This is a genomic window from Streptomyces sp. NPDC005799 (assembly GCF_040630525.1).
Lineage (GTDB): Bacteria > Actinomycetota > Actinomycetes > Streptomycetales > Streptomycetaceae > Streptomyces > Streptomyces griseorubiginosus_B.
In genome coordinates this window covers 49,536-75,109 of the sequence record NZ_JBEXXQ010000051.1, presented here as the reverse complement: position 1 = coordinate 75,109, position 25,574 = coordinate 49,536, and the positions used below count along the sequence as shown (strand labels likewise).

Here is a 25,574-nt window from a genome sequence, read left to right as displayed (position 1 = left end):
CGCAAGCCGGGCCTCGCGTCCACGCGCTCCACACCTCGCCTTCGGGCCGGTGACCACGGAAGTTGGATTCCGTAGCCTTTATCCACGCAACGAACGCTAAACGCTACATAGAGCAACGACAAGTACATATAAGGGCAAATGGCTTACGTCCTGCACTTTTGGTCTACACCCGGCCCATCGTTGACACCTGCAGCCTCCGATCACGACGGAGACCAGCCGGCGGAAAGCACCACTGCGCCGCGCGACCGAGAGACCCGGACATACCTGGCCGCCCCACACCGCATCGAACAGGTCCGCAGGAACGCTGTGCGCCCACGCAGCCGCCCGACGAGCCCGCGGCTGTCGGCGTCGGCAGAACTCGGGTTCTGGATCACCACCACATGAGATGACGCCATAGGCAAGCGAGGGTTGGCGGCGCGGTGTTGTGAAGGGTGGTGGCGGAGGCGGAGCGGAGGGGTAAACGGGCCCGGATCATGCGCCCCGGCTCCCGGTGCTTTCGCGCCGGACCAGTTCGGGGCCGGCGAGCGTGGGCTCTGGCGCCTGGAAGTCGGATTCCAGCTGGCCGCGCAGGAGCCCGAAGGCGGACCGGCCCAGCCCCTGGAAGTCCAGGCGCACCGTGGTGAGCGCGGGTGTGATGAACTGCGAGTGGGGGGCGTCGTCGAAGCCGATGACGCTGACGTCCCCCGGGACGGACCGGCCGGCGTGGTGCAGGGCGCGCAGGACGCCCAGGGCCAGGTCGTCGTTTCCGCACAGGATCGCGGTGACGCCAGGATCACGGGCGAGCTTGCGGCCGGCGTCGTAACCGGCCTGGGCGTCCCAGCCCTTGCCCGTGGGAGGCGGAGGAGTGACACCTGCGGCCACCAGGGCCTGCCGCCAGCCCTCGGCGCGGGGTGCCGCCGAGCGCCGCGAGCCGGTGGACGCGGGAATCGCCACATAGTGGACGGTTTCGTGACCGAGGTCAAGCAGGTACTCGGTGGCGGCGCGGGACGCCGTACGGTCGTCGACCCACACCGCCGGACGCGGAGGTGTACGGCCCGGCGGCGGGGCTTCGACAGCCGCGGCGCAGGGCACGTTGGACGGGACCCGGTCCAGGGCCGCCGCGCCGAGCCGATCGAATCCGATCACCACGAGCCCGCCACCGGTCGAGGCCGCGGTGGTGATCGTACGGTCCAGGTCGTCCTGCGGGGTCAGGACCCGGACGCCGACCGAGTAGCCCGCGGCGCGGGCGGCCTCCTCCAGGCCCTGCAGGGTGGCTGCGTAACCGTAGAGGACGGTGTTGGACGTCAGGACCGTGACCGTCTTCGTGACGCCGCTGGCGAGCGCGAACGCGGTGGCGTTGCGCCGAAAGCCGAGGGCCTCGATGGCCTCCTCGACCCGGCGGCGGGTCTCCTCCTTCACGTTCGGGTGGTCGTTGATGACCCTCGAAACGGTCTGGTAGGAGACGCCGGTCGCCTGGGCGACATCACGGATACTGGCGGGCTTCCGCCGGCTCCCCTGCGGATCAGCAGGGCCGCCGGAGCTGGTGTGACCGGTCACAGCCATGCGAGGATTGTGAGCGGTCACAACACGGTCGTCAAGAGACTGCAACCACGGCGCTACCAATCCGCCGCAGAAACGGCCCATCGCCCCGTAATGCGCAGAAATCCAAAAACCACCTCAAGCTGAGCAATTCCTGTGAAACGACCCATGTGAACCACGGAGAAGTTCGGTTGTCCGGAAGGGAAAGCGCGTTGACAGCTTCTGCCGAGATCGCCCAGGAGTCCTTGCTGTGGAGCGATGAAACCCTCGGGTTGCACGTCGTGGCGGACCCTTCGGGGTCGGTCAGACTCACCGGCGACGGCCGCCCGTGGGACTGCCTCGTCCCCCTCGTCGAGGTCATCCTCACCGGGCACGGACGAACCTGGTCGGGAGAACGCTTCATCGACACGACCGTCGGCAGCCGACTGGTCCTGCGCGGCCACAAGACGGTCCAGGACCGGCAGTGGCGGCGCACCACGATCAGCCTCACCGACCCGGACACCGGTCTCGCCGCCGACGTCACCCTCAGCACCGTTCCGGGAGAGGGCTTCGTGCGCTCGCAGGTCCGCCTGGTCAACGAGGGCGACGCCCCCCTGCACCTGGAGGGCATATCCATCCTCACGCTCGGCGGCATCACCGACGGGGAAAAGGGCCTCGACGGCCTGACCCTGCACTGGGCGGACAACGACTGGCTCGCCGAATGCCGCTGGCGCCAGGCCACGTTCCGGGACCAGGTCGTCCCGCTGAGCAGGACCGCCCACGGCCATGAGGGCCGCGGCTGCTTCGAGCGCTCCTCCCAGGGCAGCTGGTCCACCGGCCGGCACCTTCCCCTCGGCGCCCTCACTGGCGGCGCCGGAGGCGCCTGGCTCTGGCAGATCGAGTCCAGCGCCGGCTGGCGCTACGAGACCGGGGAACGCGAGGGAGCCGCCTACCTCGCCCTGTTCGGACCGGACGACGCCCACCACCAGTGGCGGCAGACGCTGGCCCAAGGAGCCGAGTTCACCACCGTGCCCGCCGTGCTCGTCCACACCGAGAGCGGCGGCCTCGACGCGGCCTTCGGTGAACTCACCGCCTACCGCCGCCACATCCGCCGCACCCACCCGGATCATACGGCGCTTCCCGTGATCTACAACGACTACATGAACACCCTGATGGGTGACCCCACCACCGACAAGCTCCTGCCGCTCATCGAGGCAGCCGGGGCCGCCGGCGCCGAGGTCTTCGTCATCGACGCCGGCTGGTACGACGACGACGCCCAAGGCTGGTGGGACGCGGTGGGCGCCTGGGAACCCGCCGGGCGGCGCTTCCCCGGCGGCATCCAGGAAGTCCTCGACGCCATCCGACGCCACGGCATGACGCCCGGCCTGTGGCTGGAGCCCGAAGTCGTCGGCGTACGCAGCCGGTTGGCCCTGACCCTGCCCGACGAGGCGTTCTTCCGGCGGGGCGGGGTCCGGCTGACCGAGCACGGCCGCCACCACCTCGACCTGCGCCACCCGGCCGCCCGGGCCCACCTCGACCGGGTCATCGACCGCATCGTCGGCGAATGGGGCGTGGGTTACCTCAAACTCGACTACAACATCAACGCCGGCCCCGGCACCGAGAACGGCTCGGAGAGCGCCGGCGCCGGCCTGCTGGGGCACCACCGCGCCCACCTCGACTGGCTCACCTCGCTCCTGGACAGATATTCCGGCCTGGTCCTGGAGAACTGCGGTTCGGGCGGGCTGCGCATGGACTACGCACAGCTGGCCGTGACCCAGTTGCAGTCCACCAGCGACCAGCAGGACCCGTTGCGTTACCCGCCCATCGCGGCGGCGGCCGCCACTGCCGTGGCACCCGAACAGGCCGCCGTGTGGGCCTACCCGCAACCCCACTTCGACCTCGACGAGATCGCCTTCACGATGACCACCGCCCTGCTGGGCCGTGTGCACCTCTCCGGCTTCCTGGACCGTATGGACGAGGAGCAGCTCGCCCTCGTGCGCTCCGGCATCGATCTCTACAAACGCATCCGCCCGGCGATCGGCAGCGCCCGCCCGTTCTGGCCGCTCGGGCTCCCCGGGTGGGAGGACTCCTGGCTCGCCCACGGACTGCACGGGGAGGCCACTACGTATCTCGCGCTGTGGCGACGCGACGTTGTCAACGACGAGACTGCTGCGCAGAAGCCCAGCTCCGGCGTCCGAGGTATCCGCATCCCCCACTTGCGGGGCAATCGTCTGGACCCGCAGGTGCTCTATCCGACCGGCGCGGGCGCCACGGCGACCTGGGACGCGATCGACGGAACCCTCACCACGTCCCTACCCCGCGTCAACACCGCCGTCCTGCTGAGTCTCGACCACACGGAACAGTGAGCCCTCCAGCAAAGGTGGCACCACCATCCTGGTCAACTTGCGCCGATGTTCACCCTGTTGCGGGTCGCAAGGTGACAGGCAAGGGAAGAGGCGTATGCCCATGGGATCCACCGTCGGCCAACGCCCGGTGCATAGCCGCCCTCGGGCTGGGTGAGGCCGGCGGTGCCATCGCGAGCGACCTGGCCGACGCGGGCGCGGTTGCGTCCGGCTGTGTCCGGTTCCGGACGGGGCGAGGCCGCTCGCCCCGTCCGGAACCGGGCCACGGGGGACCGGTCAGCGGTAGGCCGCCTGGCCGGTGAGCGCCTGGCCGATGACCAGGGTGTGGATCTCTGGTGCCCTCGTAGGTCAGCACCGACTCCAGAGTGTTGGCGTGACGCAGCGGCGCGTACTCCAAGGAGATGCCGTTGGCCCCGAGGACCGTACGGCACTCGCGGGCGATGGCGAGCGCCTCGCGGACGTTGTTGAGCTTGCCGACGCTGATCTGCTCGGGGCGGATGCGTCCTTGGTCCTTCAGTCGGCCCAGATGCAGGGCGACGAGCGCGGCGCTGCCCAGAGACACGCTCATGTCGGCGAGCTTCTGCTGGGTGAGCTGGGATGTGCAGCTCTCTGCCGGTCAGCGGCACACCGGTGCGAAGTACCTGGCGCAGCGCGGCGTCGGTGGTCTCGGCGTTCTGCCGGGAGAACGCAGCCGGCGGCCGGCCGGGGGGACGGTGAGACCGTCGAACATCCAGGGCGTGATGTTGGTGCAGGTGACGGTCAGGTCCGCGTCGTGGACGACGATCCCGACGCGGTCCCGGGTGAGCAGGGCACGCAGCAGACTCGCGCCCTGCTCCCAGTACTTCGCTTGCCGAGCGGGGGCGAAGAGCAGCAGGGACCGCCCGGAGGCCGACGGCAGCACGCGAAGGGCGATTTCCACCGCGTCGCCGGTCCGGTGCCGCAAGAGGGCTCGACCCGCGGCCGGGATGGCGGACTGCCGTGCCGTGGTCCCACGTGTGTCATCGGACGGGTCGGCGAGCAGGAACCGGAGCGGGCGACCACAGACATCCCCGGAGCGGGCGGCCACAGACATCCTCGGCGCGACGGTCCAGCAGCTCGGCGGCTGTCTGGGACCAGTCGAGCACCGTGCCCTCAGCGTCGAGCACGGCCGTCGCGACCCCGGCGAGCGCGGTCTCTCTCCCTTCTGCGCCAGAGGTGTATCCGCGCATCTCGCTCCTCCCGCTCGGTGATCCCACACCTGGGCGTATATCCAGTATGGAAGCAGACGGGCGACTGCGAACCCGGCTCCGTCGCCGTAGGTGACGGCACCGAAGAGCCGGGGGCCGGGGAAGATCAGCAGGCGGCTGTGATGGAGTCGGTGCGCAGGGGTGCCCCGGTGCGGGCGGCGATGGCTTCGACGGTGACCCCGGGTGCCGTCTCGACGAGCGCGAGGCCGTCCGGGGTGACGTCGAGGACGCCGAGGTCGGTGATGATGCGGTGGACGCAGCATTCGCCGGTGAGTGGCAGGGTGCATTCGCTGAGGATCTTCGGCGAGCCGTCCTTGGCGGTGTGTTCCATCAGGACGATGACGCGGCGGGCGCCGTGGACGAGGTCCATGGCGCCGCCCATGCCCTTGACCATCTTGCCGGGGATCATCCAGTTGGCCAGGTCGCCGGCTGCGGAGACCTGCATGGCGCCGAGGACGGCGGTGTCGATGTGGCCGCCGCGGATCATGCCGAAGGACAGGGCCGAGTCGAAGAAGCTCGCCCCGGGCAGGACGGTGACGGTCTCCTTGCCCGCGTTGATCAGGTCGGGGTCCACCTCGTCCGCGGTGGGGTAGGGGCCGGTGCCGAGGATGCCGTTCTCTGAGTGCAGCACCACGTGGATGCCGGGTGGGAGGTGGCCGGGGATGAGGGTGGGCAGGCCGATGCCGAGGTTGACGTAGGAGCCGTCGGTGAGTTCGGCGGCGGCGCGCGCGGCCATCTGCTCGCGGCTCCAGCCCGGCGCGGTACGGACATCGTGGCTCATGCGCGGGCTGTCCCTCGTGTCGAAGACGCGGAAATCGAAAGGTGTTCGATGTGCTTGTCGGCCGCCTGGGCCGGGGTCAGTTCGACGATCCGCTGGATGAAGACTCCCGGCAGGTGCACGGCGTCGGGGCTCAACTCTCCCGGCTCGACGAGTTCTTCGACCTCGGCGAGGGTGATGCGGCCGGCCATGGCGGACAGGGGGTTGAAGTTGGCGGCGGCCCTGCGGAAGACCAGGTTGCCGTGGCGGTCGCCGCGCCAGGCGCGTACGAGGGCGAAGTCGGTGGTGATGCCATGCTCCAGGACGTGCGGGCGGCCGTGGAAGATGCGGGCCTCCTTGGGCGGGGAGGCGAGGGCGACGGTGCCTTCGGGGGCGTAGCGCCAGGGCAGGCCGCCGTTGGCCACCTGGGTGCCCACGCCCGCGGGGGTGTAGAAGGCGGGGATGCCCGCTCCCCCGGCGCGCAGCCGTTCGGCCAGGGTGCCCTGGGGCACCAGTTCCACCTCCAGCTCGCCGGAGAGGTACTGGCGGGCGAACTCCTTGTTCTCGCCCACGTAGCTGCCCGTGACGCGGGCGATCCGGCCGGCCGCGAGCAGGACGCCCAGTCCGCGCCCGTCCACGCCGCAGTTGTTCGAGACGACCTCCAGGCCGGTGGCGCCCTGGGTGTGGAGGGCGTGGATGAGCACCTCGGGGATGCCGCTGAGGCCGAATCCGCCGACGGCGAGGGACGCCCCGTCGGGGATGTCGGCGACCGCCTCCGCGGCGCTCGAACAGACCTTGTCCATGGGTGAGAGGGCCTTTCTGCTGCTAGTGCCGTACGGCGTCCGAGATCGGCTTCGCGCCGCCGTGCGCGGTGAGACCGCCGTCGACCGGGATCTCAGCTCCGGTGATGAAGGACGACTCCTCGGAGAGGAGGAAGGTGACGAGCGGGGTGACGTCGGCGGCGATCCCGGTGCGCCCGAGGGGCGTGCCGGCGAGGTTGGCCTCGCGGAAAGCGGGCGCGGCGGAGGCTGTCATCTCGGTCTCGATGTAACCGGGGTGGATGGTGTTCACGCGGATGCCGCGTGGCCCCAGTTCCATGGCGGCGGTGGCCGACAGGCCGCGCAGTGCCCACTTGCTGGCGGTGTAGGCGACCGGGTAGTGGGCGGTGAGTGCCGCCGAGGAGCCGACGTTCACGATCGACGCCCCGGGGCGCATCAGCGGTGCCAGGTGCTGGATGCCCAGGAGCGGCCCGGTGACGTTGACCGCGTGGACGCGGGCCATGTCCTCGGGGCGTACGGCGTCGAGGCGGGCGCGCCAGGTGATGCCGGCGTTGTTGACCAGGCCGTGCACCTGGCCGTACGCCTCTCCCAGTTCGGCGGCGAGTTCGGCCCAGTCCTTCTCGCTGGTGACGTCGAGTAGGCGGCAGCCAGGTGTCTCGGTCACATCGGTGGCGATGACCCGGGCGCCTTCGCGGGTGAGCGCCGCGGCCTCGGCGGCGCCCTGGCCGCGGGCGGCGCCGGTGACCACGACGACCTTGCCGAGAAGTCTCTTGGGGTGGAGGTCGGTCATGGCCGCTCCCGGGAGCGGCGTCGGCCGGTCGGCAGCGGGACCGGGGTGGCCCCGGCGACGAGCGTGTTGGAGACGCTGCCGATGCCCTCGACGCTCAGCGTCACCGTGTCACCGGGCTTCAGCGGGGGCGGGTCCTGGCTGCCGCGTACACCCCACAGCTCGGCGAGGCAGCCGCCGTTGCCGCAGGTGCCGGAGCCCAGGACGTCGCCGGGGCGGACGACGGTGCCGCGCGAGGCGTAGGCGACCATCTCCTCGAAGGTCCAGCTCATGTTGGACAGCAGGTCCTCGCCGACGACCTCGTCGTTGACCGAGGCGGTAAGCGCGAGGCGTAGGAAGCCGTCCGCGTCGCGGTACTTCTCCAGTTCGTCGGCGGTGACCAGGTACGGGCCGAGGGTGGTGGCGGTGTCCTTGCCCTTGCAGGGGCCCAGGCCCACCTTCATCTCGGCGGACTGCAGATCGCGGGCGGACCAGTCGTTGAAGATCGTGTAGCCGACGATGTGGTCGCGCGCCTGCTCGGGGGTGAGGTCGCGGCCCTCGGTGCCGATCACGGCGGCGACCTCGAGCTCGAAGTCGAGCACGTTGGAGCCGGGGGGCATCGGAATGTCGTCGTGCGGGCCGTACACGGCGTAGGGGTTGGTGAAGTAGAAGGTCGGCGCGGCGTACCACTGCTCCGGCACTCCGGCGGTGCCGTCCACGGACCGCCGTACGCCTTCGACGTGCTCCTCGAAGGTGACGAAGTCCCGCACGGTGGGCGGCTGGAGCGGTGGCAGCAGCCGTACCTCGGAGACATGGGGACCGGCCGGGATGTCCAGGGTGGCGGAGCCGGCCTCCAGCAGCTCGGGCAGGCCGCCGCCCTGGGCGAGCACGCCGGTCAGGGAGCCGGCACCGGGGAGAGGGTGGAGCGTGCCGTCCTCTTCGACGACGGCCACGTGGCGTCGGTTGCGGTACTCGTACGCGGCGAAACGCATGGAGGTTTCCTGTCGGCTGTCGGCGTGCGGGGTGGGCGCGAAGGCCGGGGGCGCGGCCTGGGAGTCAGGGCAGTTGACAGGGCCACCGCGCCCCCGGGGACTGAGAGCTTCGCCGATCAGAGCGGCGGGGCGACGAACACGCCGCGGTCGACATCGTTGAAGGATTCCTTGGTGACCAGTTCGTTCATGGGGTTGGCGGTGCCCCACTGGTCGGTGACCTCGGGCTGGGAGAAGTCGTAGACGTGGGGATGCCAGGTGTCCTCGTCCAGCAGTTCCAGCTCCGTCGTGTACTCGACGGTGTTGCCGTGCGGGTCGAGGAAGTAGGTGAAGGTGTTGTCGCCCGCCATGTGCCGGCCCGGCCCCCAGATCTTCTTGAAGCCGGCGCGGATCACCCGGCCCGAGCCGCGCATGTACTCGTCGATGCCGCGCATCTCGAAGGAGATGTGGTGCAGCGAGGTGTGCGGGCCCTTGGCGATGGCCATGGAGTGGTGCTGGTTGCTGATGCGCATGAAGTGCATGACGTCGCCGATGTGCGGATGGCCGAGGGTGTCGGACAGCCGGAAACCGAGGTGCTCCTCGTACCAGGCCTTGGTCTTGTCCAGGTCCGGGGAGTTCAGCACGACGTGCGACAGCTTGACCGGGATCGACTCCTTCTCCTCGATCCTGCGGTGCTGCCGTGCCTCGACGTCGGCGGAGACCTCGATCGTGCGCCCGTCGACGTCGAAGAAGCGGAAGCCGTACCCTCCTCCAGGGGTGTCGACCTTGCCCGGCTGGGAGATCAACTGCACGCCGCCCGCAAGGAGTTGTTCGGCGAGGGTGTCCACGTCGGTTGCGCTCGCGGCACCGTAGGAGACGAGGTCGAGGCGCTTCTCGTCGGCCTTGCGCAGCCGGACGACGTACTGTTCGGGGCTGCCTTCGGCGGCGAGGAAGGAGATGCCGGAGTCCTCGGCGACCTTGGTCAGGCCCCAGACGCCGGAGTAGAAGTCGAGTTGCTTGTCGTAGTCGGGCACGGCGAGGTCGACGTGCCGCAGGTGGGTGAGCAGGCGGTTGGACATGTGGGGGGCCTCCTCAGGCGAGGTTGAGAAGTGCGGCGGCGTTTGTGCCGCGGATGGCGTGGAAGTCGGGGTCGGGCAGCCGGGCGGCGCGCAGGGCGGCGACCGGGTCGTCGGTGCCCATGTCGAAGGCGTAGTCGGAGCCGAGCAACACTCGGTCCGCGCCCGCCACCCGCACCAGCTCCCGCAGCACGTGCGGGTCGTGGACGAGGGAGTCGAAGTACATCCGCTTGACGTAACTGCTGGGCAGATGGGCGCAGCCTGCCCCCGCGTCCGGACGGGCCGACCACGCGTGGTCGGAGCGGCCGATGTGGGTGGGCAGGTAGCCGCCGCCATGGGCTGCGATCAGCTTCAGCCCCGGGTGCCGGTCCAGCACGCCGGAGAAGATCAGGTGCGACAGCGCGACCGCGTTCTCCACCGGCTGGCCCACGACATTGGACAGGTACCAGCGGTCCAGGCGCTCGTCGAGCGTGCAGCCGAAGGGGTGCAGGAAGAGGACGGCGCCCGTCTCCTCCGCGCGGGTCCAGAAGGGTTCGTACGCCGGGTCGGACAGCTCGCGGCCGGGGGCGTGGCTGGAGATCTCCACCCCCAACAGACCTTGTTCCAGAGCATGTTCGAGGGCGAGCACGGCCAGCTCGGGATGCTGCAGGGGGACGAGGCCGAGACCGTGCAGCCGTTCGGGCGCCTGGGCACAGTGGGCGGCCGTCGCCTCGTTGGCGAGCCGGAAGACCTTCTCGGCCGTCTCCTCGTCCGCCCAGTAGTGGTAGTGCGAGGGGGAAGGACTGACCAGCTGCACGTCCACGCCCTGCGCATCCATGGCGGCCAGCCGCGCGGTGACGTCGATCATCCTCGGGGCCCGCTCGCGGACCATGGGGCCGCTGACGGCGAGGGCGTCGCGGCCGTTGCGGCGGGCGTCGAGGGCCCGTGCCTCAGCCAGTCCCGGCAGGTCCGCCACCAGTGCGTCGACCTCCGGCAGCAGGACGTGTGCGTGGACGTCCACGGTGCGCGCCGTCACGGCAGCTCCTTCAGGGAGTTCATCGTGCGAGCGATCAGCCCGGGCACGTCGGCGTCGCGTACGCCGTCCAGCTGCCACTGCCCGATCTGCACGGACGCCTCGACGACCCTCCGCACCCGGGGAATGCGGCGCTCGTAGTAGCTCTGGAGCACCTCGCTGTCCCAGTCCCGTCCGCTGGTGAGCAACTCGGCGAGCACCAGGGCGTCCTCCAGGGACATGGCCGCGCCCTGGGCGAGGGTGGGCGGGCAACAGTGGGCGGCGTCGCCGATCAGCACGACCCGGCCACGGTGCCAGGAGCCCTCGACCAGCAGCCGGTCGAACCAGGTGTAGTTGACCTTCCCGGGGTCGGTGATGTGCCGGGTGATCTCCGGCCAGGCTCCCCCGTAGGCCTGCGCCAGGCGGCGCATCTCGTCGGCATAGGTGGCCGGGTCGATGGAAGCGCGGTCGCGGCAGCCTTCGACGACGAACGCGTAGATGGTGTTCTCGCTGGTGGGGGTGTAGCCGGCGATGTAGGCCGGGCCGCCGTAGGCGAGGTCGCTGCGTTCGACGCCCTCGGGGCGCGGGGCGGCGATGCGCCAGATGGCCATGCCGGTCGGCTCGGGTTTGTCGGCGATGCCGATCGCGGCGCGGGTGGCGGAGTTGAGGCCGTCGGCGCCGATCACCAGGTCGTAGCGGCCTTCGGTGCCGTCGCTGAAGCGCACGGACACGCCGTCGGTGTCCTGCTGCAGGGCCTCGGCGGTGGTACCGAGACGGACGGTGGCACCGGAGGCGCGGACCGCGTCGATGAGGATCTGCTGGAGCTGGGGGCGCTGCATGCCGAGGGTGGCGGGAAGGTCGTCGCCACCGGTCTTGATGTCCTCGGCGACGTGCAGCACGGTGCCGTCCGGAGTGGTGATGCCCAGCGTGGTGAACGGGAAGCCGGAGGCGCTCACCCGGTCCCAGACCCCCAGTTCGCGCAGCACGCGCAGGGCGTTGCCCTGAAGGGTGATGCCGGAGCCGGTGGTGGCGTTCCAGTCGGGCTTGGCCTCGACGAGGTCGACGGTGATGCCGGCGCGGCGCAGCAGAATGGTCACGGCGTTGCCGGCGGCGCCGCCGCCGATGACCAGGACTCTGCGTGTGGGGCTGTGTGCCATGTCGGGATCCTCCCGAGGTCGGGCCGCACGGCTTCGGGCGGCGGGGTGCGGCTCGCCCGCCACGGGGGGGCGGGGCCATGGATTTTGATGAGTCACCCGTCGGCGGGGTGGAGCGGGTGGGGCCGGATGCGCCGCTGCTGTCCGGGGAGGACGCATCCGGCCGGTTCTGCGGGCTATTTGACGGCGATGGGGTTGACCGGTGAGCCGACAGCTCCGGTGATCGGCAGGGGTGCGGCGGTGAGCCAGAACTCGTACACGCCGTCGTCCGCGCAGTCGGCCGCGAGGGCGTCGAGGTCCCACATCTCACCGACCAGCAGGCCGATGTTCGGGATGACGACCTGGTGCAGGGGCTGGAAAGCGTGGTCGAACTCGTTGGGCCGTACCTCGAAGCCCCAGGTGTCGGTGGCGATCGCGGCGATCTCTGTGCGGTGCAGCCAGCCGGCCGTGGTGAAGGAGAGGCCGGGCGCCGGTCCGCCGGCGTAGTCGCCCCAGCCGTGGCGCCTGGCGCGGGTGAGCTGACCAGTCCGTACGAGGACGATGTCGCCGCGTCCCACGCTCACGCCGTGGGCTTCCGCGGTCGCGGTCAGGTGCTCCTCGGTGATGGCGAACGCGTCCGACAACTCACCGTCGGTGCCGATGACCTGGCCCACGTCCAACAGTACCCCGCGCCCGGCGACGTACGGGGCCATGTGCTCGATGCCGGTGACGAGGTCGCCGTCGGAGGTGACGACCTTCTCCGCCGGCCGCCCGTTCCACGCCTTGCCGTGGTCGAAGATGTGGCCGAGCCCGTCCCACTGGGTGGAGCACTGCAACGGCATCGCGATGACGTCGTCGGCACCTCCGATCCCGTGCGGGAAGCCCTGGTTGCCGAGGGCCGCGTCGGTGCCGGTGTCGAGCATGGTGTGCACGGGGTTGGTGCGCCGACGCCAGCCCTTCTGCGGACCGTTCATGTCGAACCGCTGGGACAGCGAGAAGCTCACGCCCCGGCGCACGAGTGCCGCGCCCTCGCGCCGCTTGGCCTCGGTGAGGTGGTTGAGGGTACCGAGGACGTCGTCCTCACCCCAACGCCCCCAGTTGGAGTACCTCTTGGCGGCTTCGATGATCGCGCCCTCGGGATCCGTACGGTCGATCATGCGCCGGCCTCCTCGGCGACACAGCGGGTGCGCTGGACGCCCAGCCCCGTGATCGAGCCCTCCATGACGTCGCCGTCCCGCAGCAGCCGCCCCCAGTGGATGCCGTTGCCGGCCGGAGACCCGGTCAGCACCAGGTCGCCGGGAAGGAGTCGGGCCGCCTGGGAGATGTACGACACCAGGCGGGCGACTCCGAAGAGCATGTCCTTGGTCGACTCGTCCTGCATGGTGTCGCCGTTCAGCTTCAGCGTGACCCGCAGATCACCGGGGTCCGCGATCGATCCGGCGGGCACGATCCACGGGCCCAGCGGCGTGAAGCCCGGCGCGTTCTTGCTGCGCAGCCAGTCGGTGCCGATGGCCTTCATGTCCCGGCGGAAGACCGTGGCCCGGTCGGTGAGGTCGTTGGCGATCGTGTACCCGGCGACGTACTCCAGCGCCTCCTCCACGGACACCCGGTAGGCAGGCTTGGCGATCACGGCCGCCAGCTCCAGCTCCCAGTCCGGCTGCTGGGCCCAGGCGGGGAGGACGACGTCGTCGTAGGGCCCCGCGATGGTGCTGGGCAGGCCGATGAAGACGTATGGCAGGTCCTCGGCCGCCCGCCGGTCCATCACCGCCGCGATCTCGGCACGCGCCTCCTCGACCGTGCGCGGGTCGTCGGCAGAGCGGTGCGCGACCTCCAGGTCGATCACGTGCTGGCGGTAGTTGGCGCCGGACTGGAAGATCTGCCGGGGCTCGACCGGGGCGTGCACCCGCAGACCGTCCAGGGGCTGCCACGCCAGGCTTTCCTCGCCCGCGAGGACGTGCAGAACGGGGAGAGCCTCCTCCCACCGTTCCAGCACGGACCGCACATCGGCCGGCTCCCAGGCCAGAGCCTGGCTCAGGTCCAGCACCCGGCCCCGGACCACCAGGGCGGGGAACGGGTTCCCGTCCTGGAAGGAGAGCGTGCCGAGTGCGAACGGGCCGGCTGGTTGCGCGAGTGTTGCCATGAGATTTCCTCCCGCTGAGTTGCGGTCTACTGTGACCTGGAACCGCAGATCGCGGAAATGAATCCTGTGGATGATGCCCATCCACGGCACGGATATCTGACTCTTTCCAGGTGGTGCCCGGTGAACCTGTCCCGACTCGACCTCAACCTGGTCGTTGCCCTCCGCGCGCTGCTGGAGGAACGCAACGTCACCCGGGCCGGCGAGCGCATCGGGCTCAGCCAGCCCGCGATGAGCGCGGCGCTGTCCCGGCTGCGGCGCCACTTCGACGACGACTTGCTCTCGCGGACGGGCAACACCTACGAACTGACGCCGCTCGGCGCCGCCCTGCGCGAGCGCAGCGCCACCGCCTGCGACCTGCTGGAGCGGGTCTTCACCAGCCAGGCTGACTTCGATCCGGGGGCCGAGACCCGCGAGTTCACCCTGCTCGCCTCGGACTACGGCGCGGCCGTGTTCGGGGCCGTCCTCGCCCGCGCCCTGCACCAGAAGGCGCCGGGAATCCGGCTCACCTTCCAGCACCCGGCGCCCTCCGTCGTGGAGAACACCGCGACCGTTCTCAGCACCGTCGACGGCCTGCTGATGCCGCACGGCGTCATCGACGGTCTGCCGGCCGTCGACCTCTTCAGCGACCGCTGGCTCTGCCTGGTCGCCGATGACCACCCCGAGGTCGGCAATGAGCTCACCCTCGACCATCTCGCCCGGCTGCCCTGGGCCGTCTACCAACGCCCCTACGACGCGCCGGCCGCCCGCCAGCTCAGCATGATAGGCATCAGCCCCCGGGTCGAAGTCTCCGTGCAGACCTTCCAGCTGCTGCCCCACATGGTCGAGGGCACGAACCGGGTCGCGATGATCCAGGAACGCCTGGCCCGCAAAGCGGTACGGTCCGCCGCGGTACGCGTGCTGCCCTGCCCGTTCGAGGCCGTACCGGTGCGGGAGGCGATGTGGTGGCACCCCGTGCACACCCAGGACGCGGCCCACATCTGGCTGCGGCAGAAGGCGGCGGAGGTGGGGGCGACGCTGACGGGCAACGGCGACGTCATCGATAGAGGTGAGATCGACAGAGGCGAGGATGGGTCCCGCTGACACGGCTGTCCACGATGTGCTCCAAAGCCGCGTCCGGAGCACATCGTGGCGGCCCCCGGCGAAGGGTGTGCCCGTCAGGCCGTCTGCTCCGGCAACGGCCGGGAGTCGACCACACCGACGCGACGGCGCGCCGCGAAGAGACCACCCGCGAGGAGGGCGGCAGCCAGCCCCAGCACGGCCACCGCACCGGCCAGACTCCCGACCGCGGACTCCACGGCCAGCAGGACGAGCGGGCAGACGAACTCACCGCCGAAGAAGGCCGTCATGAACAGCCCCGTGCCCCGGCCGCGGTCCTCGAACGCCAGGCGTGACATGGCGCTCGTGAGGAGGGCGGGCAGCAGCATGCCCGTACCCGCGCAGTTGATCACGGCCCCTGCTACCAGCAGCGGGGTGTTGCCCGCCAGGAACATCACCCCGAAGCCCGCCGCACACAGCGCGAGGACCGCGGGCAGCATCGCGTCCGGCGAACGCCTCAGTCGGCTGAAGGCGATGGCTCCGCCCACGGTCGCGGCGCTCGACACGGCGGTGGCCAGGCCGATCACACCGGAGTTCTTCACGCCGAGGTCGTCGAGCAGGTACGACATCTCCACCGGGACGGTGTAGAAGACCATCGCCCCGAAGAAGGTGAGGGCGCAGATTCCCCGCAGCTGCCGCCACGGGAAGGCGCGGCGGTTGTCGGCCACCGCTGTCCCATGCTCGTCCACGGTCGCGCCGGGCGCGGGGTTGGGCAGAACGGTGGCCATCAGCGGGGCGAGCACCAGGCTCACGGCATACACCCAGAAGGGCGCCCGCCAACCCGCCGACCCGGCGGCCCCACCGATCACGAAGAAGGCGGTGGCCGACGCCGAGCCGCACATGGTCTGCAGGGCGAGGTACTTCACCCGCTGGTACCCGGAGTAGTAGTCCCCGATCAGGGTGGTGCAGCAGGTCATGATCGCGGCCTCGGCGACACCGACCAGTGCTCGGCTGGCGATGATGGCGCCCAGGGACGCCAGATAGAGCGGGGCGGTGCCGAACACGGCGTACAGGAGCGTCGCCACGATCAGCAGGCGCTTGCGGCCCAGCCGGTCGACGATCACCCCGGCGAACGGCGCCAGCAGCGCCAGCGCCAGCGCCGGCGCGGTCAACGCGAGAGGAACCAACGCTTTGGCACCGGGGGTCGACTCGAAGTAGTCCTGCATCTTCGGCAGCACCGGTGCGATGAGCACCGCCCCGAGAATCGGCATACAGCTGCCCGCCATCAACAGGGTCAGGCGCAGCAGATGGGCCGGGCCCGAGACGGCGACGGGCGACGACGCGACGTCGTCGACCGCGGTGGCGGACGACTGGACGGAACCGGGCATGGCGACTCCAGGGACGAGTATGGAAGCGGACATGCCTGTGGGGGCGCGCCGGCAGCGCACGGCATGGTGAGATGGCCCCACGTCGGCCGTCGGTCGGACGGCGGCGAGCGGGTCGGCATGACTATGTGCCGTGCACGGCCCCGCTGCCATACCTCGAGCGATCCGAATTCCGTATTCGGGTCATTCACACCATGGATGTCCAGGTCACATCACTGCTCCGGGCCTGCGCAGACAGCCGCACCGGCGGGCGGTCATGGCTTCGGGAACCAGGGCCCCGAGCGTGGCGTCGACCAGCCTGACCACCATGCCCTCGTCGAGATGCACGCAGAGCAGAAAGCGGCTCGGCTGGCGCCCCAGCACGAACGCGGCCTGCGTGTCACGCCGCGTCCGGAATCGCCGACGCGGTCACGGCCGTCAGCTGCACCGTACTTGAGCCGATGGACGGGATGCTGACGATCCTCGCATCCGTGTGGGAGAACATGGCGGCCATGCACGCACGCGGCCAGGGGCCTGGAATACATCACCTCACAGGTCTCCACGGACACCCTGGCGCTCGTCTCCGTGACCTCGCTGGCGACCGACTCCCGCGGGTTGGGGCACCGCAAGGGGCGGCTCGCACTCGGATATGACGCCCACCTGCTCGCCGTCTGCGATGACCCGGTGCGCGACAAAGCCTCGATACGGGACGTGACGGCAGTGTACCGGGCGGGTCGTGAAGTGCACCTGTCGAAACCGGCCGCCGAGGGGGTATGACAAGACGGTCGCGTGGGCGCTCGTTGAGATGCTCGCAACGAGCCGAGCCGTCCAACGTGTCTGCCAGTGTTCGGACCGGCGGGGATGTGGCTACCTGACTCGCCGTCGCCTTGGCCATCGTTGTCACCGGCGTCGGCGTCGTCCCTCTTCATACGGCACTGCATGTCATGGGAGGCAGACACGGCGACGTTTGTGAATAGCCGCTCTTCTCGACCGCGTCGGAGTCACGGTGGAGCATGTGCCGACGATCGGCGCGAGCTCCTGGGCGGCGGGGGCCGCCTCACGGATCGTGATGAAGGTGGCCGCCTCACGGTCCGAGAAGACGTCCATGACCCGGATGTCCTCGACGTCGACCAGGACGGCGCCGGAGCGTCGTCCCTTGCGGAACGCGAACTCCTCGACGCCGAGCGCCCGAGGTGCCTGGGTGGGGACCGCCGGCGCGGTGAGCAGGCCCAGCAGGTGGGTGCGGCCGGTAACCGACGTCCAATTCACAGATGTGGCCGTCCGCTGCCGGTACCGGACGGCCACGCGCCTGCGCAGGGCTCTCAGCTCTTGCCGTCGAGCCTCCAGATCTGGTTCTTCTTCGTGCTCAGGGCGCTCGCCGGGTCGCAGGTCCACTGGTGGACGAGGGCCCGCGGCTGGGTGGAGACGTTGCTGACGTCGACGCACTTGCCGCTGTGGACGGCGACCAGCTGGTAGTCCTGGCTGTTGCCGAGGGCGGTGACGGGGTTGAGGGTGAACATCTGGTTGGTCTGGCCGTTGCAGGTCCACTGTTCGACGGCGGCGCCGTCGGCGGTGGAGGCCCCGGAGACGTCGAGGCACTGGCCGCTGAGCTCGTTGACCACGGTGTAGGTATTCGTCCGCCCGGCCACCGGCTTGAGGTCGAGCATCTGCTGGTAGCCGCCCTCGCAGTAGTACTGCTGGTACTGGGTGCCGTCGGCGGTGCTCAGATTGGTGTCGTCCAGGCACTGGCCGCTGTTCTCGCTGACGGCGACCGTGGAGATGGTGGTGTTGGACGGCGGGAGCAGGGTGACGGTGTAACCGTCCTTGGCGTTGCTGAACGGGACGCTCACCGAGGCGGCGTTGTTGCTGATGGTCAGGGTGGTGTCGGAGACGGTGACCGGGCCGGCGACGGCGGCGCCGTTGTTGTAGGGAACGCGCTGGACGATGGCCCGGACCTGGCCGTTCTCCACGACCGAGGTGGTGTTCAGGCCGGTGAGGTTGACGGTGACATTGCCGGTGTTGCCGCTGCTGCCGAGCAGGATCTTGGCGTTCTTGACGGTGTTGTCCTTGGTCGCCAGGCCGTCGATGCCGGAGCCGGGGACGTAGTTGACGATGTTGCCGGACTGCGAGCCGTAGTAGCGGTACATGAACCACTCGCCCAACGGCAGGTACTGACCGGCGCTGTTCTTGGTGAGCAGGTTGGCCTCGTCGTCGTGCAGAGCCGTGCCGGAGGCCCAGTTGCCGCGCAGGCCGTCCGCCCCGGCGCGCTCCAGCCGGCCAATGAACCAGGCGCCGCCGCCAGGTGACTGCATGGACAGGGTGGCGTACTCGTTGATCTGGTACGCGCGGGTGTTGGTCAGCCCGGCCGCGGAGAGCGTTGAGTTGGCGCGGCCGACGTCGACGGCCGGGTCACCGGGTTCGTCGTGCCAGCTGTAAATGTCGGGGGCGACGTTGTTGGCCTTGACGTAGTTCAGGTAGGTCGTCCACCAGCCGTTGGAGGAGTTCGGCTGGCTCGCCATGCTGGGCCCGACTATGAGCTGGCTGGGGAAGTTGGCCCGCACCGCGGCGTAGAAGCGCGACCACATCTGCAGGTACTGGGTCTGTGTGGCACCCCAGAACGGCTTGTTGTCCGGCTCGTTCCACAGGTCCCATTCGACCGTCATGTTGTTGGCCTTGACGTCGCTGATGAGCTGATTGACGAAGTTGTCGAACTGCGTCCAATTACCGTTGTCGCCGGGCCAGCCCTGGGTCGTGGTGCTGTCCGCGCCCCACAGGTCGTGCGGGAGCAGGACGAAGGTGCCGCCGAGGGCGACCGTGCGCTTGTACTGGGCCAGGGTCGAGTTCCAGCGGGTCTGGTAGTCGGCGAGGCTGGTGGCGTAGCCGCCGCTGTTGAGCTGTGCGCCACCGGCCCGCATGAAGTGCCACTTGATGTCCTTGAAGAAGTGGTCCTGCGGGAGCGAGCCGTCCGGCGTCATGCCGTAGATCATTCCGGAGGCGTGGTAGGTGGGGGCGCCGCCCGCGGTGGCGAAGTCGACGGTGACGCTGGTGTCCGCGGCTTGAGAGGGGGCGGCGGGTACCAGGGTCGAGGCCAGGGCGGCCATGAGGACGGCGACCGTGGAGGCCGCCCGGCGTCTGGTGCGGGCTGTGGTCGCGGGAAGTGCGGTGAACGGCTTCACTGTGCGGCTCCTGGGGAGGGGAGGGCGGGGACCGGGGCCCGTCCGGCCCCGGAGCTGTGTGGGAGGCGGCCGTCAGTGGCCGTCTCGGTGCGCGTGCGCCGCCGCGAGGAGGAGGTAGCTGCTGGCGGTCCAGGTGTAGGCGCGGTCGCGCAAGCCCGTTCCGGTGAGGGCGTCGAAGTTCTCGGCGAAGCCGTGGGTCTCGCACAGGGCGCGGAAGCGGGCGCTGATGTCGTCCGCCAGCCGGTGGTGGCCGGCGCGGCGCAGGCCGTCCTCGACGAGGACGGTGGCGGGGGCCCAGATCGGGCCGCGCCAGTAGCCGTCGGCGAGGTAGTGCGGCGAGGTGGGCAGTTCGGTGGCCAGGCCGTACGGAGTGAGGTGGGCTTTGATGTGGTCGGCCAGCGTGCTGCTGATCTCACCGGGCAGGTGCTCGCCCAGCACGATGGGCATCAGGTCGAGGAGGCTGGCACTGGTCCAGGTGTCTGCGGTGGCGGCCGATCGCGTGACGAATCTGTCGCCGGTCCAGAGCTGGTCGAGCAGCGCGGTCTGTGTCTCCTCGGCCAGGTCAGCCCAGCGGCGTGCCTCGTCCGGCCTGCCCAACTCCCCGGCGAGTCCGGCGAGTTCGCGCAGCTGGAGCACGAGGAAGGCGGACAGGTCGGCAGTGACGACCACGCGCTCGGGGTCGAAGGAGGTGGCGTTGTCCCAGCCGCTGTCATTGCCGTGCTGGTAGTGGGGAAGTCGGGCGCCGGGGCTGCGTCTGGCGGTCAGCCAGAAGTCGGTCCAGCGCCGCAACCTGTCATACGTCTGCGCCAGTTGCTCCCCGCTGAGTGGCGCGGGCAGTCGTCGGCGCAGATGGGCGAAGGCCCAGCCGTGGATGGGGGGTTTGACGAAGTTGTACAGGACCTCGGAGTGGGTGACCGAGTCGGGCAGGGCTCCGCCGGCGTCCTGGTGGTCGAAGGGCAGGGCGAACTGGTCCATGGCCAGTTCGGGGCAACCGGACGCCAGGGCAAGGGCGTTGAAGCAGTGGTCCCAGCTCCACACCTTGTCCATCCAGTGCTTGGACATCAGCACAGCGGGCCGGGTGACCAGGCCGGCCGGCCGTACGGTCGCCGACCAGACGACGTAGGCGGCGAGTTCGGCGGCCGGAGTGGCGGGCGAACGCCAGGGGGCCACCGCGTCGACGAAGGCGGCGAACGAGCGCCGCGCGGACTCCACGATCTCGCCGAAGGCCGCCGACGACGCGTAGGGCGGGCGGGAGGTGTCGAGTTCCTCGATCGCGATCTCCCAGGTGCCGTCGGCTCCCCCGGTCATGGTGAGTCCGCGGTCGACGCCGCCCAGGGCCTGGGATCCGGTCGCGCCGGCGAGCGCGCCGGACAGCACGGTGACGCGGTAACGGCGTCCTGTCTCGTACGACGTGAACACGTGCGCGTCCGCCGCCGGGTCGTGGAAGAAGTACGTTCCGCTGAACGGGGTGAGGCGGTGTGCGGCGGCGAGGACGCCGAAACCCAGGCCCCTCCCCCGCAGGCGAACGGTGTCCGGCGACTCGAAGGCGAGCTCGACGCGGCCACGCTCGCCGGTCCAACTGAGCAGGCCCGGTGTCGCCTCGACGCGGGTCTCCGCGCGGTCGCCCTTCGCCGTGCTCAAAGGGATCAGGCGCAGGACGGCGTGCATGCCGTTCTGGTGCGAGACGAGGTGGAGGTCCTCGGCGTACGTCTTCTCCGCCACCACGGGCGAGATGTCGAACCAGGACCCGTAGATGCTGAACGGGATGTCATGGACGGAGAAGGCCGGGCCGGATGGGGCGGCGGTCATGGTGGCGTGACTCGTTTCTGGAGCAGGGGGGCAGCAGCCGACTGGCCAACCGGCCAGTCGTGGTGGGGGTTGGGGGCTCAGTCCTTGACGGCGCCGGCGGTGACGCCCGCGGCGACGTAGCGCTGGGCCAGGACGAGGATCACCGCGGCGGGCAGCGAGGCGACGACGGCAGTGGCCATGATGGCGTTCCACTGCTGGTTGTTGTTGCCGATGTAGTGGTAGATGCCGAGGGTGATCGGCTCGTGAGCGCCGCCGTTGACGAGGGTGCTGGCGAAGACGAAGTCGGACCAGGACCACAGGAAGGCGAACAGGGACACGGTGACCACGGCGTTGCGGCTCATGGGCAGCACGACCGACCAGAAGGTGCGCAGGGCCTGCGCCCCGTCCATCTGTGCGGCCTGGAGGAGTTCGCCCGGGATGCCGGACATGAACGCGGTGAAGATCAGCACCGCGAAGGGGACGGCCAGGGTGGAGTCGGCGACGATCAGGCCGGGGACGGACTGGAGCAGGCCGAGCTGGAGGTAGATGGCGTAGAAGCCCATCGCCATGATGATGCCGGGAATCATCTGGGCGGCCAGCAGGACGAAGCTCAGGATGCCGCCACCGCGCGGACGCAGCTTGGCCAGCGCGTAGCCGGCAGGGGCGGAGAGGGCGACGGTCAGCACGACGGTGCCCAGGCCGATGACGAGGCTGGTGCCGAGGTAGGGCAGTTGCTCGTCGAGGACGGTGCGGTAGCCGGTCAGAGTGCCGTGCAGGGGCAGAGGGTCAGGCGGGCTCTTGCGCATGTCCTGGTCGCGGGTGAAGGAGACGTTGACCATCCAGTAGACCGGGAAGAGCATGATCCCGGTCAGCACGAGGCCGATCGTGGTCTTCACCCATGTACGCCTGCGTGTGCGGCTCAAGACAGGGCCTGCTTTCTCTGCACCCGGACGTAGATCAGGCCGAAGGCCAGAGCGGCGACCACGAGCAGGTTTCCGACGGCCGCGCCCGGCCCGAAGGCGGGCAGCAGGTTGCCGAAGCCGAGCTGGTAGGACCAGGTGGCGAAGGTGGTCGAGGAGTCCGCCGGACCGCCCTTGGTCATGATCCAGATGATGTCGAAGACCTTGAGCGTGTAGACCAGCCCGAGGAGCAGGGTGATCGCGGAGACCGGCCGCAGCAGCGGGAAGGTGATGCTCCAAAAGCGCCGCCAGGCTCCGGCCCCGTCGAGGGCGGCGGCCTCGTACAGGGCCGCAGGGATGGATTGAAGTCCGCTGTAGAGCACGACCAGGTTGAACGGGACGCCGATCCAGATGTTCGCGATGATCACTGAGGTCAGCGACCAGGACGGTGAGGTCAGCCAGTTCACCGGCCCGATGCCGAGGGCGTGCAGGGCGGCGTTGACGATCCCGGAATCGCTGTTGAGCATCCACGACCAGGTGGAGGCCGACACGATCAGCGGCAGCAGCCACGGCACGAGGAACAGGGCGCGCAGGGTGGCCGAGAGCCGGAAGTGCTGGTTGAAGAAGACCGCGAGGGCGAGCCCGATGGCGTACTGGAAGAGCAGGCAGACGGCGGTGAAGACGGCGGTGTGCAGCAGGGCCGGGGCGAAGGTCGGGTTGTCGAAGACGGTGCGGTAGTTCGCCAGGCCGTTGAACGGGGCGTCGCCCTGGACGAAGGAGCGGACGGTGTAGTTGCGCAGGCTGAGGTCGAGGTTGCGGTAGAGCGGATAGGCGTAGAAGAGGGCGAGGTAGACGGTCACCGGGGCGAGGAATCCCCAGGCGGCCCACTGGGTGGAGGTGGGCCGGCGGCGCTTCCCGCGGCGGGCCCGGGGCGGGGCGGCGGTGTGCGCCGCCCCGCTGCGGACGCGCTCGGACCGGTGGTCCGGCAGCTGTGTCGTGTGGTTCATCAACGACCCTTGTGGTCCGGCTACTTGGCGGCGGACTGCGCCTCGGACAGCGCGTCCTTGGGTGACTTGGAGCCGCTGAGGGCGGACTGGACGGCCTTCCACATCTGCTCGGAGATCTTGGGGTACTTGGTGCCGAGGTCGTCGCTGGTGCGCCCCTTGGCCGACTTGACCGCCTCGACCCACGGCTTGAGCTCGGGGTTCGCCGCCACCTGCTTGTCCTGGACCGCGCTGGTCGGGGCCACGTAGGACAGGGTGGTGTCGGTGGTGTAGAGGTTGTCGCCGCTGGTCAGGCAGGTCACCAGCTTCTGGGCGGTGGCGTAGCGTCCGGTCTCCTTCTGGACCGGGACGGTGACGAACTCGCCGCCGGTGGGGGCCGCCGCGTTGCCGCCGTTCGCGCCGGGTATGGGCAGTACGCCGTAGTCGAGGCCGGCCTTCTTGGCGTTGGCGAGCTGCCAGGTGCCGTTCTCGCTGAACGCGTAGTCGCCGCTGGCGAACTCCTGCCAGCTGGTGGTCTGGGTGTTGTTGAGCACCGAGTTGGGCGCGTAGCCGTTCTTCAGCCAGTCCTTCCACAGGGTCAGCGCGGACACGCCCTGGGCGGAGTCGAGTTGGGTCAGTTTGGCGCCCGATCCCCAGAACCACGGCAGGAACTGGAAGCTGCCCTCCTCCGTGCCGATCGCGGAGAAGGTGATGCCCTTCTTGCCGGCCTTCTTGGCCTTCGCCAGGGCCGCCGTCAGTGAGGTCCAGTCCTTGACCGAGGCGATGTCCACGCCGGCCGCCTTCAGGACCTTCTTGTTGTAGTAGAGGGCGAGGGTGTTGGCGCCGATCGGCGTGCCGTAGGTCTTGCCGCCCGACTGTCCGGCCGCCAGCAGGTTGGGGTCGACCTTCGAGGTGTCGAGCTTGTTGTCGGCGGTGGTGGTGAGCACACCCGCCTCGGCCAGGGTGGAGACCACGGGGTTGTCGACGATGAGTACGTCGGGCGAGTTGCCCTGCTGGGCGGCGAGGAGCGTCTTGTTGCCCAGGTCGCTGGTGTCGAAGCCGGTGCGCTTGACCTTGACGCCGGCCTTGGTTCCGCACTGGTCGAGCAGCTTCGCCCAGTCCGAGGCCTTGTCGAACTGCGGGTAGGGGTCCCAGATGGTGTACGTGCCGCTGCCGGCGCCCTTGGTGTCGGTGCTGCCGGAGCCGGAGGAGCAGGCGGTGGCGGAGACGGCCACCGCGAGCGCGGTGACGGCCGCGGCGGTCAGACGGCGCTGTCTGGAGGAGCTGTTCATTGCGAGGGTTCCTTTGTTCTGGGCATGCGGGTGCCGAGGCACGGGGTCAGGGGCGAGACGGGCGTGGCGAACAGCGCTGTCGGGCGGTTCGAGCGTCCCGTGAAGTGAGGTGAAGCGACGTGAAAGTGAACGACGCGGATGCGGTCAGGACGGGGTAACGGGTCCGGTGCTGGCGCGCAGGGAGATCGGCGGTGCGAGGAGATGGTGCCGGGGCGGCGCGTCGGGGTGGTCGAGCCGTTCCACCAGCAGGTCGACGGCGCGTCGGCCCATCTCCTCGGCCGGTACGTCGGCGGCGGTGAGCTGCGGGGTCACCGTCTCCGCCCAGCGGCCGGCGACGACCCCGGTGACGGAGAAGTCGCGCGGCACATGGCGGCCGGCCTGGGCCAGGCCCCGGTACAGGCCGCCCAGGGCGGCCTCGTTGAGGGTGACGAGGCCGGTGGTGGCGGGGGCGTCGTGCAGGATCTGCTCCAGGCAGGCCTGCCCGGATGCCGGGTCGTCCCCGCAGCAGTAGGTGCGTACGGTCAGGCCGCGTTCGGCTGCGGCTTTGGTGAAGCCGTCGAGACCGCGGTGGGCCGACTCGTACCCGGCCCGCAGCAGTTGCTGAGGGCGGTTGACGAAGGCGATCCGGCGGTGGCCGAGGTCGGCCAGGTGGTGGACGCAGGCCGCCGCGAGCGCGGTGTGGTCCAGGCCCACCCACCAGCCGCCTTCCGGATGGGCGGTGCGGCCGATGGCGACGGAGGGGAAGCCGAGGTCGGCCAGGTGGTCGACCCGGTCGTCCTCCAGCCTGATCTCCATCAGGATCGCGCCGTCGACCCGCCGCTCCCCCAGCAGCCTCTGGAAGGAGTGGTCGCTGTCCACGCCGCTCGGAGAGAGCAGGACGTCGTAGTCGTGGGCCGCGGCGGCCTCCACAACGCTGCCGATGAAGTCCAGCTGCATCCCGGTGTAGTGGTTGCCGGCCGGCGGGAAGACCAGGCCGATGGTGCTGGTGCGGCCGTTGGCGAGGGCGCGGGCGCTGGCGTTGGGGCGGTAGCCCAGTTCGTCGATGACCTCCTGGATCTTGCGGCGGGTGTCCTCCGAGACCGGGCGCTTGCCGCTCAGTGCGTAGGACACGGTGCTCCGCGAGACACCGGCCCGCCGGGCGATCTCACCGATGTTCACGGGTGACTCCTTGCTCGAACCGGTTCGAATATGCGGTGACGAGAGTACTCATCGGCTCGTGAGGGTGCGGGGTGGAACTGCGACTCGGATCCGATCGTCGAACCGGTTCGCGTGAAGTGAAGGTAGGAACAGACACAACGGCTGTCAACACCACCGGCAAACAATTCGTATCCGGCGGAAGGT

General features: G+C 69.9%; 23 protein-coding genes and 1 pseudogene. 2 read left to right on the top strand and 22 right to left on the bottom strand.

The features are described from left to right. Positions 1-471: 471 nt before the first annotated feature. Positions 472-1,542: a LacI family DNA-binding transcriptional regulator gene (locus ABZ453_RS38045; protein WP_359022508.1), complete on the bottom strand. Its 1,071-nt coding sequence runs from the start codon at positions 1,540-1,542 to the stop codon at positions 472-474. 188 nt (positions 1,543-1,730) lie between these two features. On the opposite strand from ABZ453_RS38045, the gene ABZ453_RS38040 reads away from it, so the two are divergent. Next, positions 1,731-3,863 carry a glycoside hydrolase family 36 protein gene (locus tag ABZ453_RS38040; RefSeq protein ID WP_359022506.1) on the top strand — a complete coding sequence of 711 codons (2,133 nt, stop codon included), beginning with the start codon at positions 1,731-1,733 and terminating at the stop codon, positions 3,861-3,863. Positions 3,864-4,136: 273 nt separating this feature from the next. On the opposite strand, the pseudogene ABZ453_RS38035 reads toward ABZ453_RS38040, so the two are convergent. From ABZ453_RS38035 to ABZ453_RS37980, 12 genes and pseudogenes are all read right to left on the bottom strand, one after another. After that, a pseudogene (locus ABZ453_RS38035) lies at positions 4,137-4,455 on the bottom strand (acyl-CoA dehydrogenase family protein); the annotation flags it as partial. Positions 4,456-4,476: 21 nt separating this feature from the next. Next, positions 4,477-4,779: a hypothetical protein gene (locus tag ABZ453_RS38030; protein ID WP_359022504.1), complete on the bottom strand. Its 303-nt coding sequence runs from the start codon at positions 4,777-4,779 to the stop codon at positions 4,477-4,479. 79 nt (positions 4,780-4,858) lie between these two features. Then, positions 4,859-5,068, bottom strand: a complete 210-nt coding sequence (locus ABZ453_RS38025; RefSeq protein WP_359022502.1) for a PAS domain-containing protein — start codon at positions 5,066-5,068, stop codon at positions 4,859-4,861. A 124-nt stretch (positions 5,069-5,192) separates the two neighbouring features. Next, positions 5,193-5,867, bottom strand: a complete 675-nt coding sequence (locus tag ABZ453_RS38020) for a CoA transferase subunit B (protein ID WP_359022500.1) — start codon at positions 5,865-5,867, stop codon at positions 5,193-5,195. Further along, the gene (locus tag ABZ453_RS38015; RefSeq protein ID WP_359022498.1) at positions 5,864-6,646 is read right to left on the bottom strand and encodes a CoA transferase subunit A; all 783 of its coding nucleotides are present in this window, start codon (positions 6,644-6,646) and stop codon (positions 5,864-5,866) included. Before ABZ453_RS38015 ends, ABZ453_RS38020 begins: the two co-directional genes overlap by 4 nt. A 22-nt stretch (positions 6,647-6,668) precedes the next feature. Continuing rightward, on the bottom strand, positions 6,669-7,412 hold the full coding sequence (locus tag ABZ453_RS38010) for an SDR family oxidoreductase (protein WP_359022496.1): 744 nt from the start codon (positions 7,410-7,412) through the stop codon (positions 6,669-6,671). Beyond that, the gene (locus ABZ453_RS38005) at positions 7,409-8,380 is read right to left on the bottom strand and encodes a fumarylacetoacetate hydrolase family protein (protein ID WP_359022494.1); all 972 of its coding nucleotides are present in this window, start codon (positions 8,378-8,380) and stop codon (positions 7,409-7,411) included. Before ABZ453_RS38005 ends, ABZ453_RS38010 begins: the two co-directional genes overlap by 4 nt. A gap of 116 nt (positions 8,381-8,496) precedes the next feature. Next, entirely contained in the window at positions 8,497-9,435 is a 939-nt protein-coding gene (locus tag ABZ453_RS38000; protein WP_359022492.1) for a VOC family protein, read from the bottom strand. A gap of 13 nt (positions 9,436-9,448) precedes the next feature. After that, positions 9,449-10,447: an amidohydrolase family protein gene (locus ABZ453_RS37995; protein WP_359022490.1), complete on the bottom strand. Its 999-nt coding sequence runs from the start codon at positions 10,445-10,447 to the stop codon at positions 9,449-9,451. Continuing rightward, positions 10,444-11,580 carry an FAD-dependent oxidoreductase gene (locus tag ABZ453_RS37990; RefSeq protein ID WP_359022488.1) on the bottom strand — a complete coding sequence of 379 codons (1,137 nt, stop codon included), beginning with the start codon at positions 11,578-11,580 and terminating at the stop codon, positions 10,444-10,446. The genes ABZ453_RS37995 and ABZ453_RS37990 overlap by 4 nt, the downstream gene beginning before the upstream one ends. A gap of 173 nt (positions 11,581-11,753) precedes the next feature. Then, entirely contained in the window at positions 11,754-12,713 is a 960-nt protein-coding gene (locus ABZ453_RS37985) for a cyclase family protein (protein ID WP_359022486.1), read from the bottom strand. Beyond that, complete coding sequence (locus tag ABZ453_RS37980; RefSeq protein ID WP_359022484.1) at positions 12,710-13,696, bottom strand: fumarylacetoacetate hydrolase family protein; 987 nt, start codon at positions 13,694-13,696, stop codon at positions 12,710-12,712. Before ABZ453_RS37980 ends, ABZ453_RS37985 begins: the two co-directional genes overlap by 4 nt. Before the next feature lie 120 nt (positions 13,697-13,816). Here ABZ453_RS37980 and ABZ453_RS37975 point away from each other — a divergent pair, with 120 nt between their 5' ends. Next, a complete protein-coding gene (locus ABZ453_RS37975) occupies positions 13,817-14,776 on the top strand; it encodes a LysR family transcriptional regulator (protein ID WP_359022482.1) in 960 nt (319 codons plus the stop codon). A gap of 74 nt (positions 14,777-14,850) precedes the next feature. Here ABZ453_RS37975 and ABZ453_RS37970 read toward each other — a convergent pair whose 3' ends face one another. The 9 genes from ABZ453_RS37970 to ABZ453_RS37930 all read right to left on the bottom strand — a co-directional run bounded on the left by ABZ453_RS37970 (position 14,851) and on the right by ABZ453_RS37930 (position 25,391). Further along, positions 14,851-16,119, bottom strand: coding sequence for an MFS transporter (locus ABZ453_RS37970; RefSeq protein ID WP_359022480.1), 1,269 nt, complete (start codon positions 16,117-16,119; stop codon positions 14,851-14,853). 204 nt (positions 16,120-16,323) lie between these two features. Beyond that, positions 16,324-16,479 (bottom strand): hypothetical protein, encoded by a 156-nt coding sequence (locus ABZ453_RS37965; protein WP_359022478.1) that lies wholly within the window; start codon positions 16,477-16,479, stop codon positions 16,324-16,326. A 558-nt stretch (positions 16,480-17,037) separates the two neighbouring features. Beyond that, a complete protein-coding gene (locus ABZ453_RS37960; RefSeq protein WP_359022476.1) occupies positions 17,038-17,364 on the bottom strand; it encodes a hypothetical protein in 327 nt (108 codons plus the stop codon). A gap of 53 nt (positions 17,365-17,417) precedes the next feature. Next, complete coding sequence (locus tag ABZ453_RS37955; protein WP_359022474.1) at positions 17,418-19,271, bottom strand: RICIN domain-containing protein; 1,854 nt, start codon at positions 19,269-19,271, stop codon at positions 17,418-17,420. Positions 19,272-19,343: 72 nt separating this feature from the next. Next, positions 19,344-21,080 (bottom strand): trehalase family glycosidase, encoded by a 1,737-nt coding sequence (locus ABZ453_RS37950; RefSeq protein WP_359022472.1) that lies wholly within the window; start codon positions 21,078-21,080, stop codon positions 19,344-19,346. 77 nt (positions 21,081-21,157) lie between these two features. After that, a complete protein-coding gene (locus ABZ453_RS37945) occupies positions 21,158-21,982 on the bottom strand; it encodes a carbohydrate ABC transporter permease (protein ID WP_359022470.1) in 825 nt (274 codons plus the stop codon). After that, complete coding sequence (locus tag ABZ453_RS37940) at positions 21,979-22,965, bottom strand: sugar ABC transporter permease (RefSeq protein WP_359022468.1); 987 nt, start codon at positions 22,963-22,965, stop codon at positions 21,979-21,981. Before ABZ453_RS37940 ends, ABZ453_RS37945 begins: the two co-directional genes overlap by 4 nt. A gap of 20 nt (positions 22,966-22,985) precedes the next feature. Then, positions 22,986-24,233: an extracellular solute-binding protein gene (locus ABZ453_RS37935; RefSeq protein WP_359022466.1), complete on the bottom strand. Its 1,248-nt coding sequence runs from the start codon at positions 24,231-24,233 to the stop codon at positions 22,986-22,988. Positions 24,234-24,377: 144 nt separating this feature from the next. Beyond that, a complete protein-coding gene (locus tag ABZ453_RS37930) occupies positions 24,378-25,391 on the bottom strand; it encodes a LacI family DNA-binding transcriptional regulator (protein WP_359022464.1) in 1,014 nt (337 codons plus the stop codon). Between the last annotated feature and the right edge of the window lie 183 nt (positions 25,392-25,574).

Bases quoted from the DNA above. Each gene is read 5' to 3' on its own strand.
- ABZ453_RS38045 (WP_359022508.1), bottom strand. From the start codon at position 1,542: ATGGCTGTGACCGGTCACACCAGCTCCGGCGGCCCTGCTGATCCGCAG.
- ABZ453_RS38025 (WP_359022502.1), bottom strand. From the start codon at position 5,068: ATGCGCGGATACACCTCTGGCGCAGAAGGGAGAGAGACCGCGCTCGCC.
- ABZ453_RS38020 (WP_359022500.1), bottom strand. From the start codon at position 5,867: ATGAGCCACGATGTCCGTACCGCGCCGGGCTGGAGCCGCGAGCAGATG.
- ABZ453_RS38015 (WP_359022498.1), bottom strand. From the start codon at position 6,646: ATGGACAAGGTCTGTTCGAGCGCCGCGGAGGCGGTCGCCGACATCCCC.
- ABZ453_RS38010 (WP_359022496.1), bottom strand. From the start codon at position 7,412: ATGACCGACCTCCACCCCAAGAGACTTCTCGGCAAGGTCGTCGTGGTC.
- ABZ453_RS38005 (WP_359022494.1), bottom strand. From the start codon at position 8,380: ATGCGTTTCGCCGCGTACGAGTACCGCAACCGACGCCACGTGGCCGTC.
- ABZ453_RS38000 (WP_359022492.1), bottom strand. From the start codon at position 9,435: ATGTCCAACCGCCTGCTCACCCACCTGCGGCACGTCGACCTCGCCGTG.
- ABZ453_RS37990 (WP_359022488.1), bottom strand. From the start codon at position 11,580: ATGGCACACAGCCCCACACGCAGAGTCCTGGTCATCGGCGGCGGCGCC.
- ABZ453_RS37985 (WP_359022486.1), bottom strand. From the start codon at position 12,713: ATGATCGACCGTACGGATCCCGAGGGCGCGATCATCGAAGCCGCCAAG.
- ABZ453_RS37980 (WP_359022484.1), bottom strand. From the start codon at position 13,696: ATGGCAACACTCGCGCAACCAGCCGGCCCGTTCGCACTCGGCACGCTC.
- ABZ453_RS37970 (WP_359022480.1), bottom strand. From the start codon at position 16,119: ATGCCCGGTTCCGTCCAGTCGTCCGCCACCGCGGTCGACGACGTCGCG.
- ABZ453_RS37950 (WP_359022472.1), bottom strand. From the start codon at position 21,080: ATGACCGCCGCCCCATCCGGCCCGGCCTTCTCCGTCCATGACATCCCG.
- ABZ453_RS37940 (WP_359022468.1), bottom strand. From the start codon at position 22,965: ATGAACCACACGACACAGCTGCCGGACCACCGGTCCGAGCGCGTCCGC.
- ABZ453_RS37935 (WP_359022466.1), bottom strand. From the start codon at position 24,233: ATGAACAGCTCCTCCAGACAGCGCCGTCTGACCGCCGCGGCCGTCACC.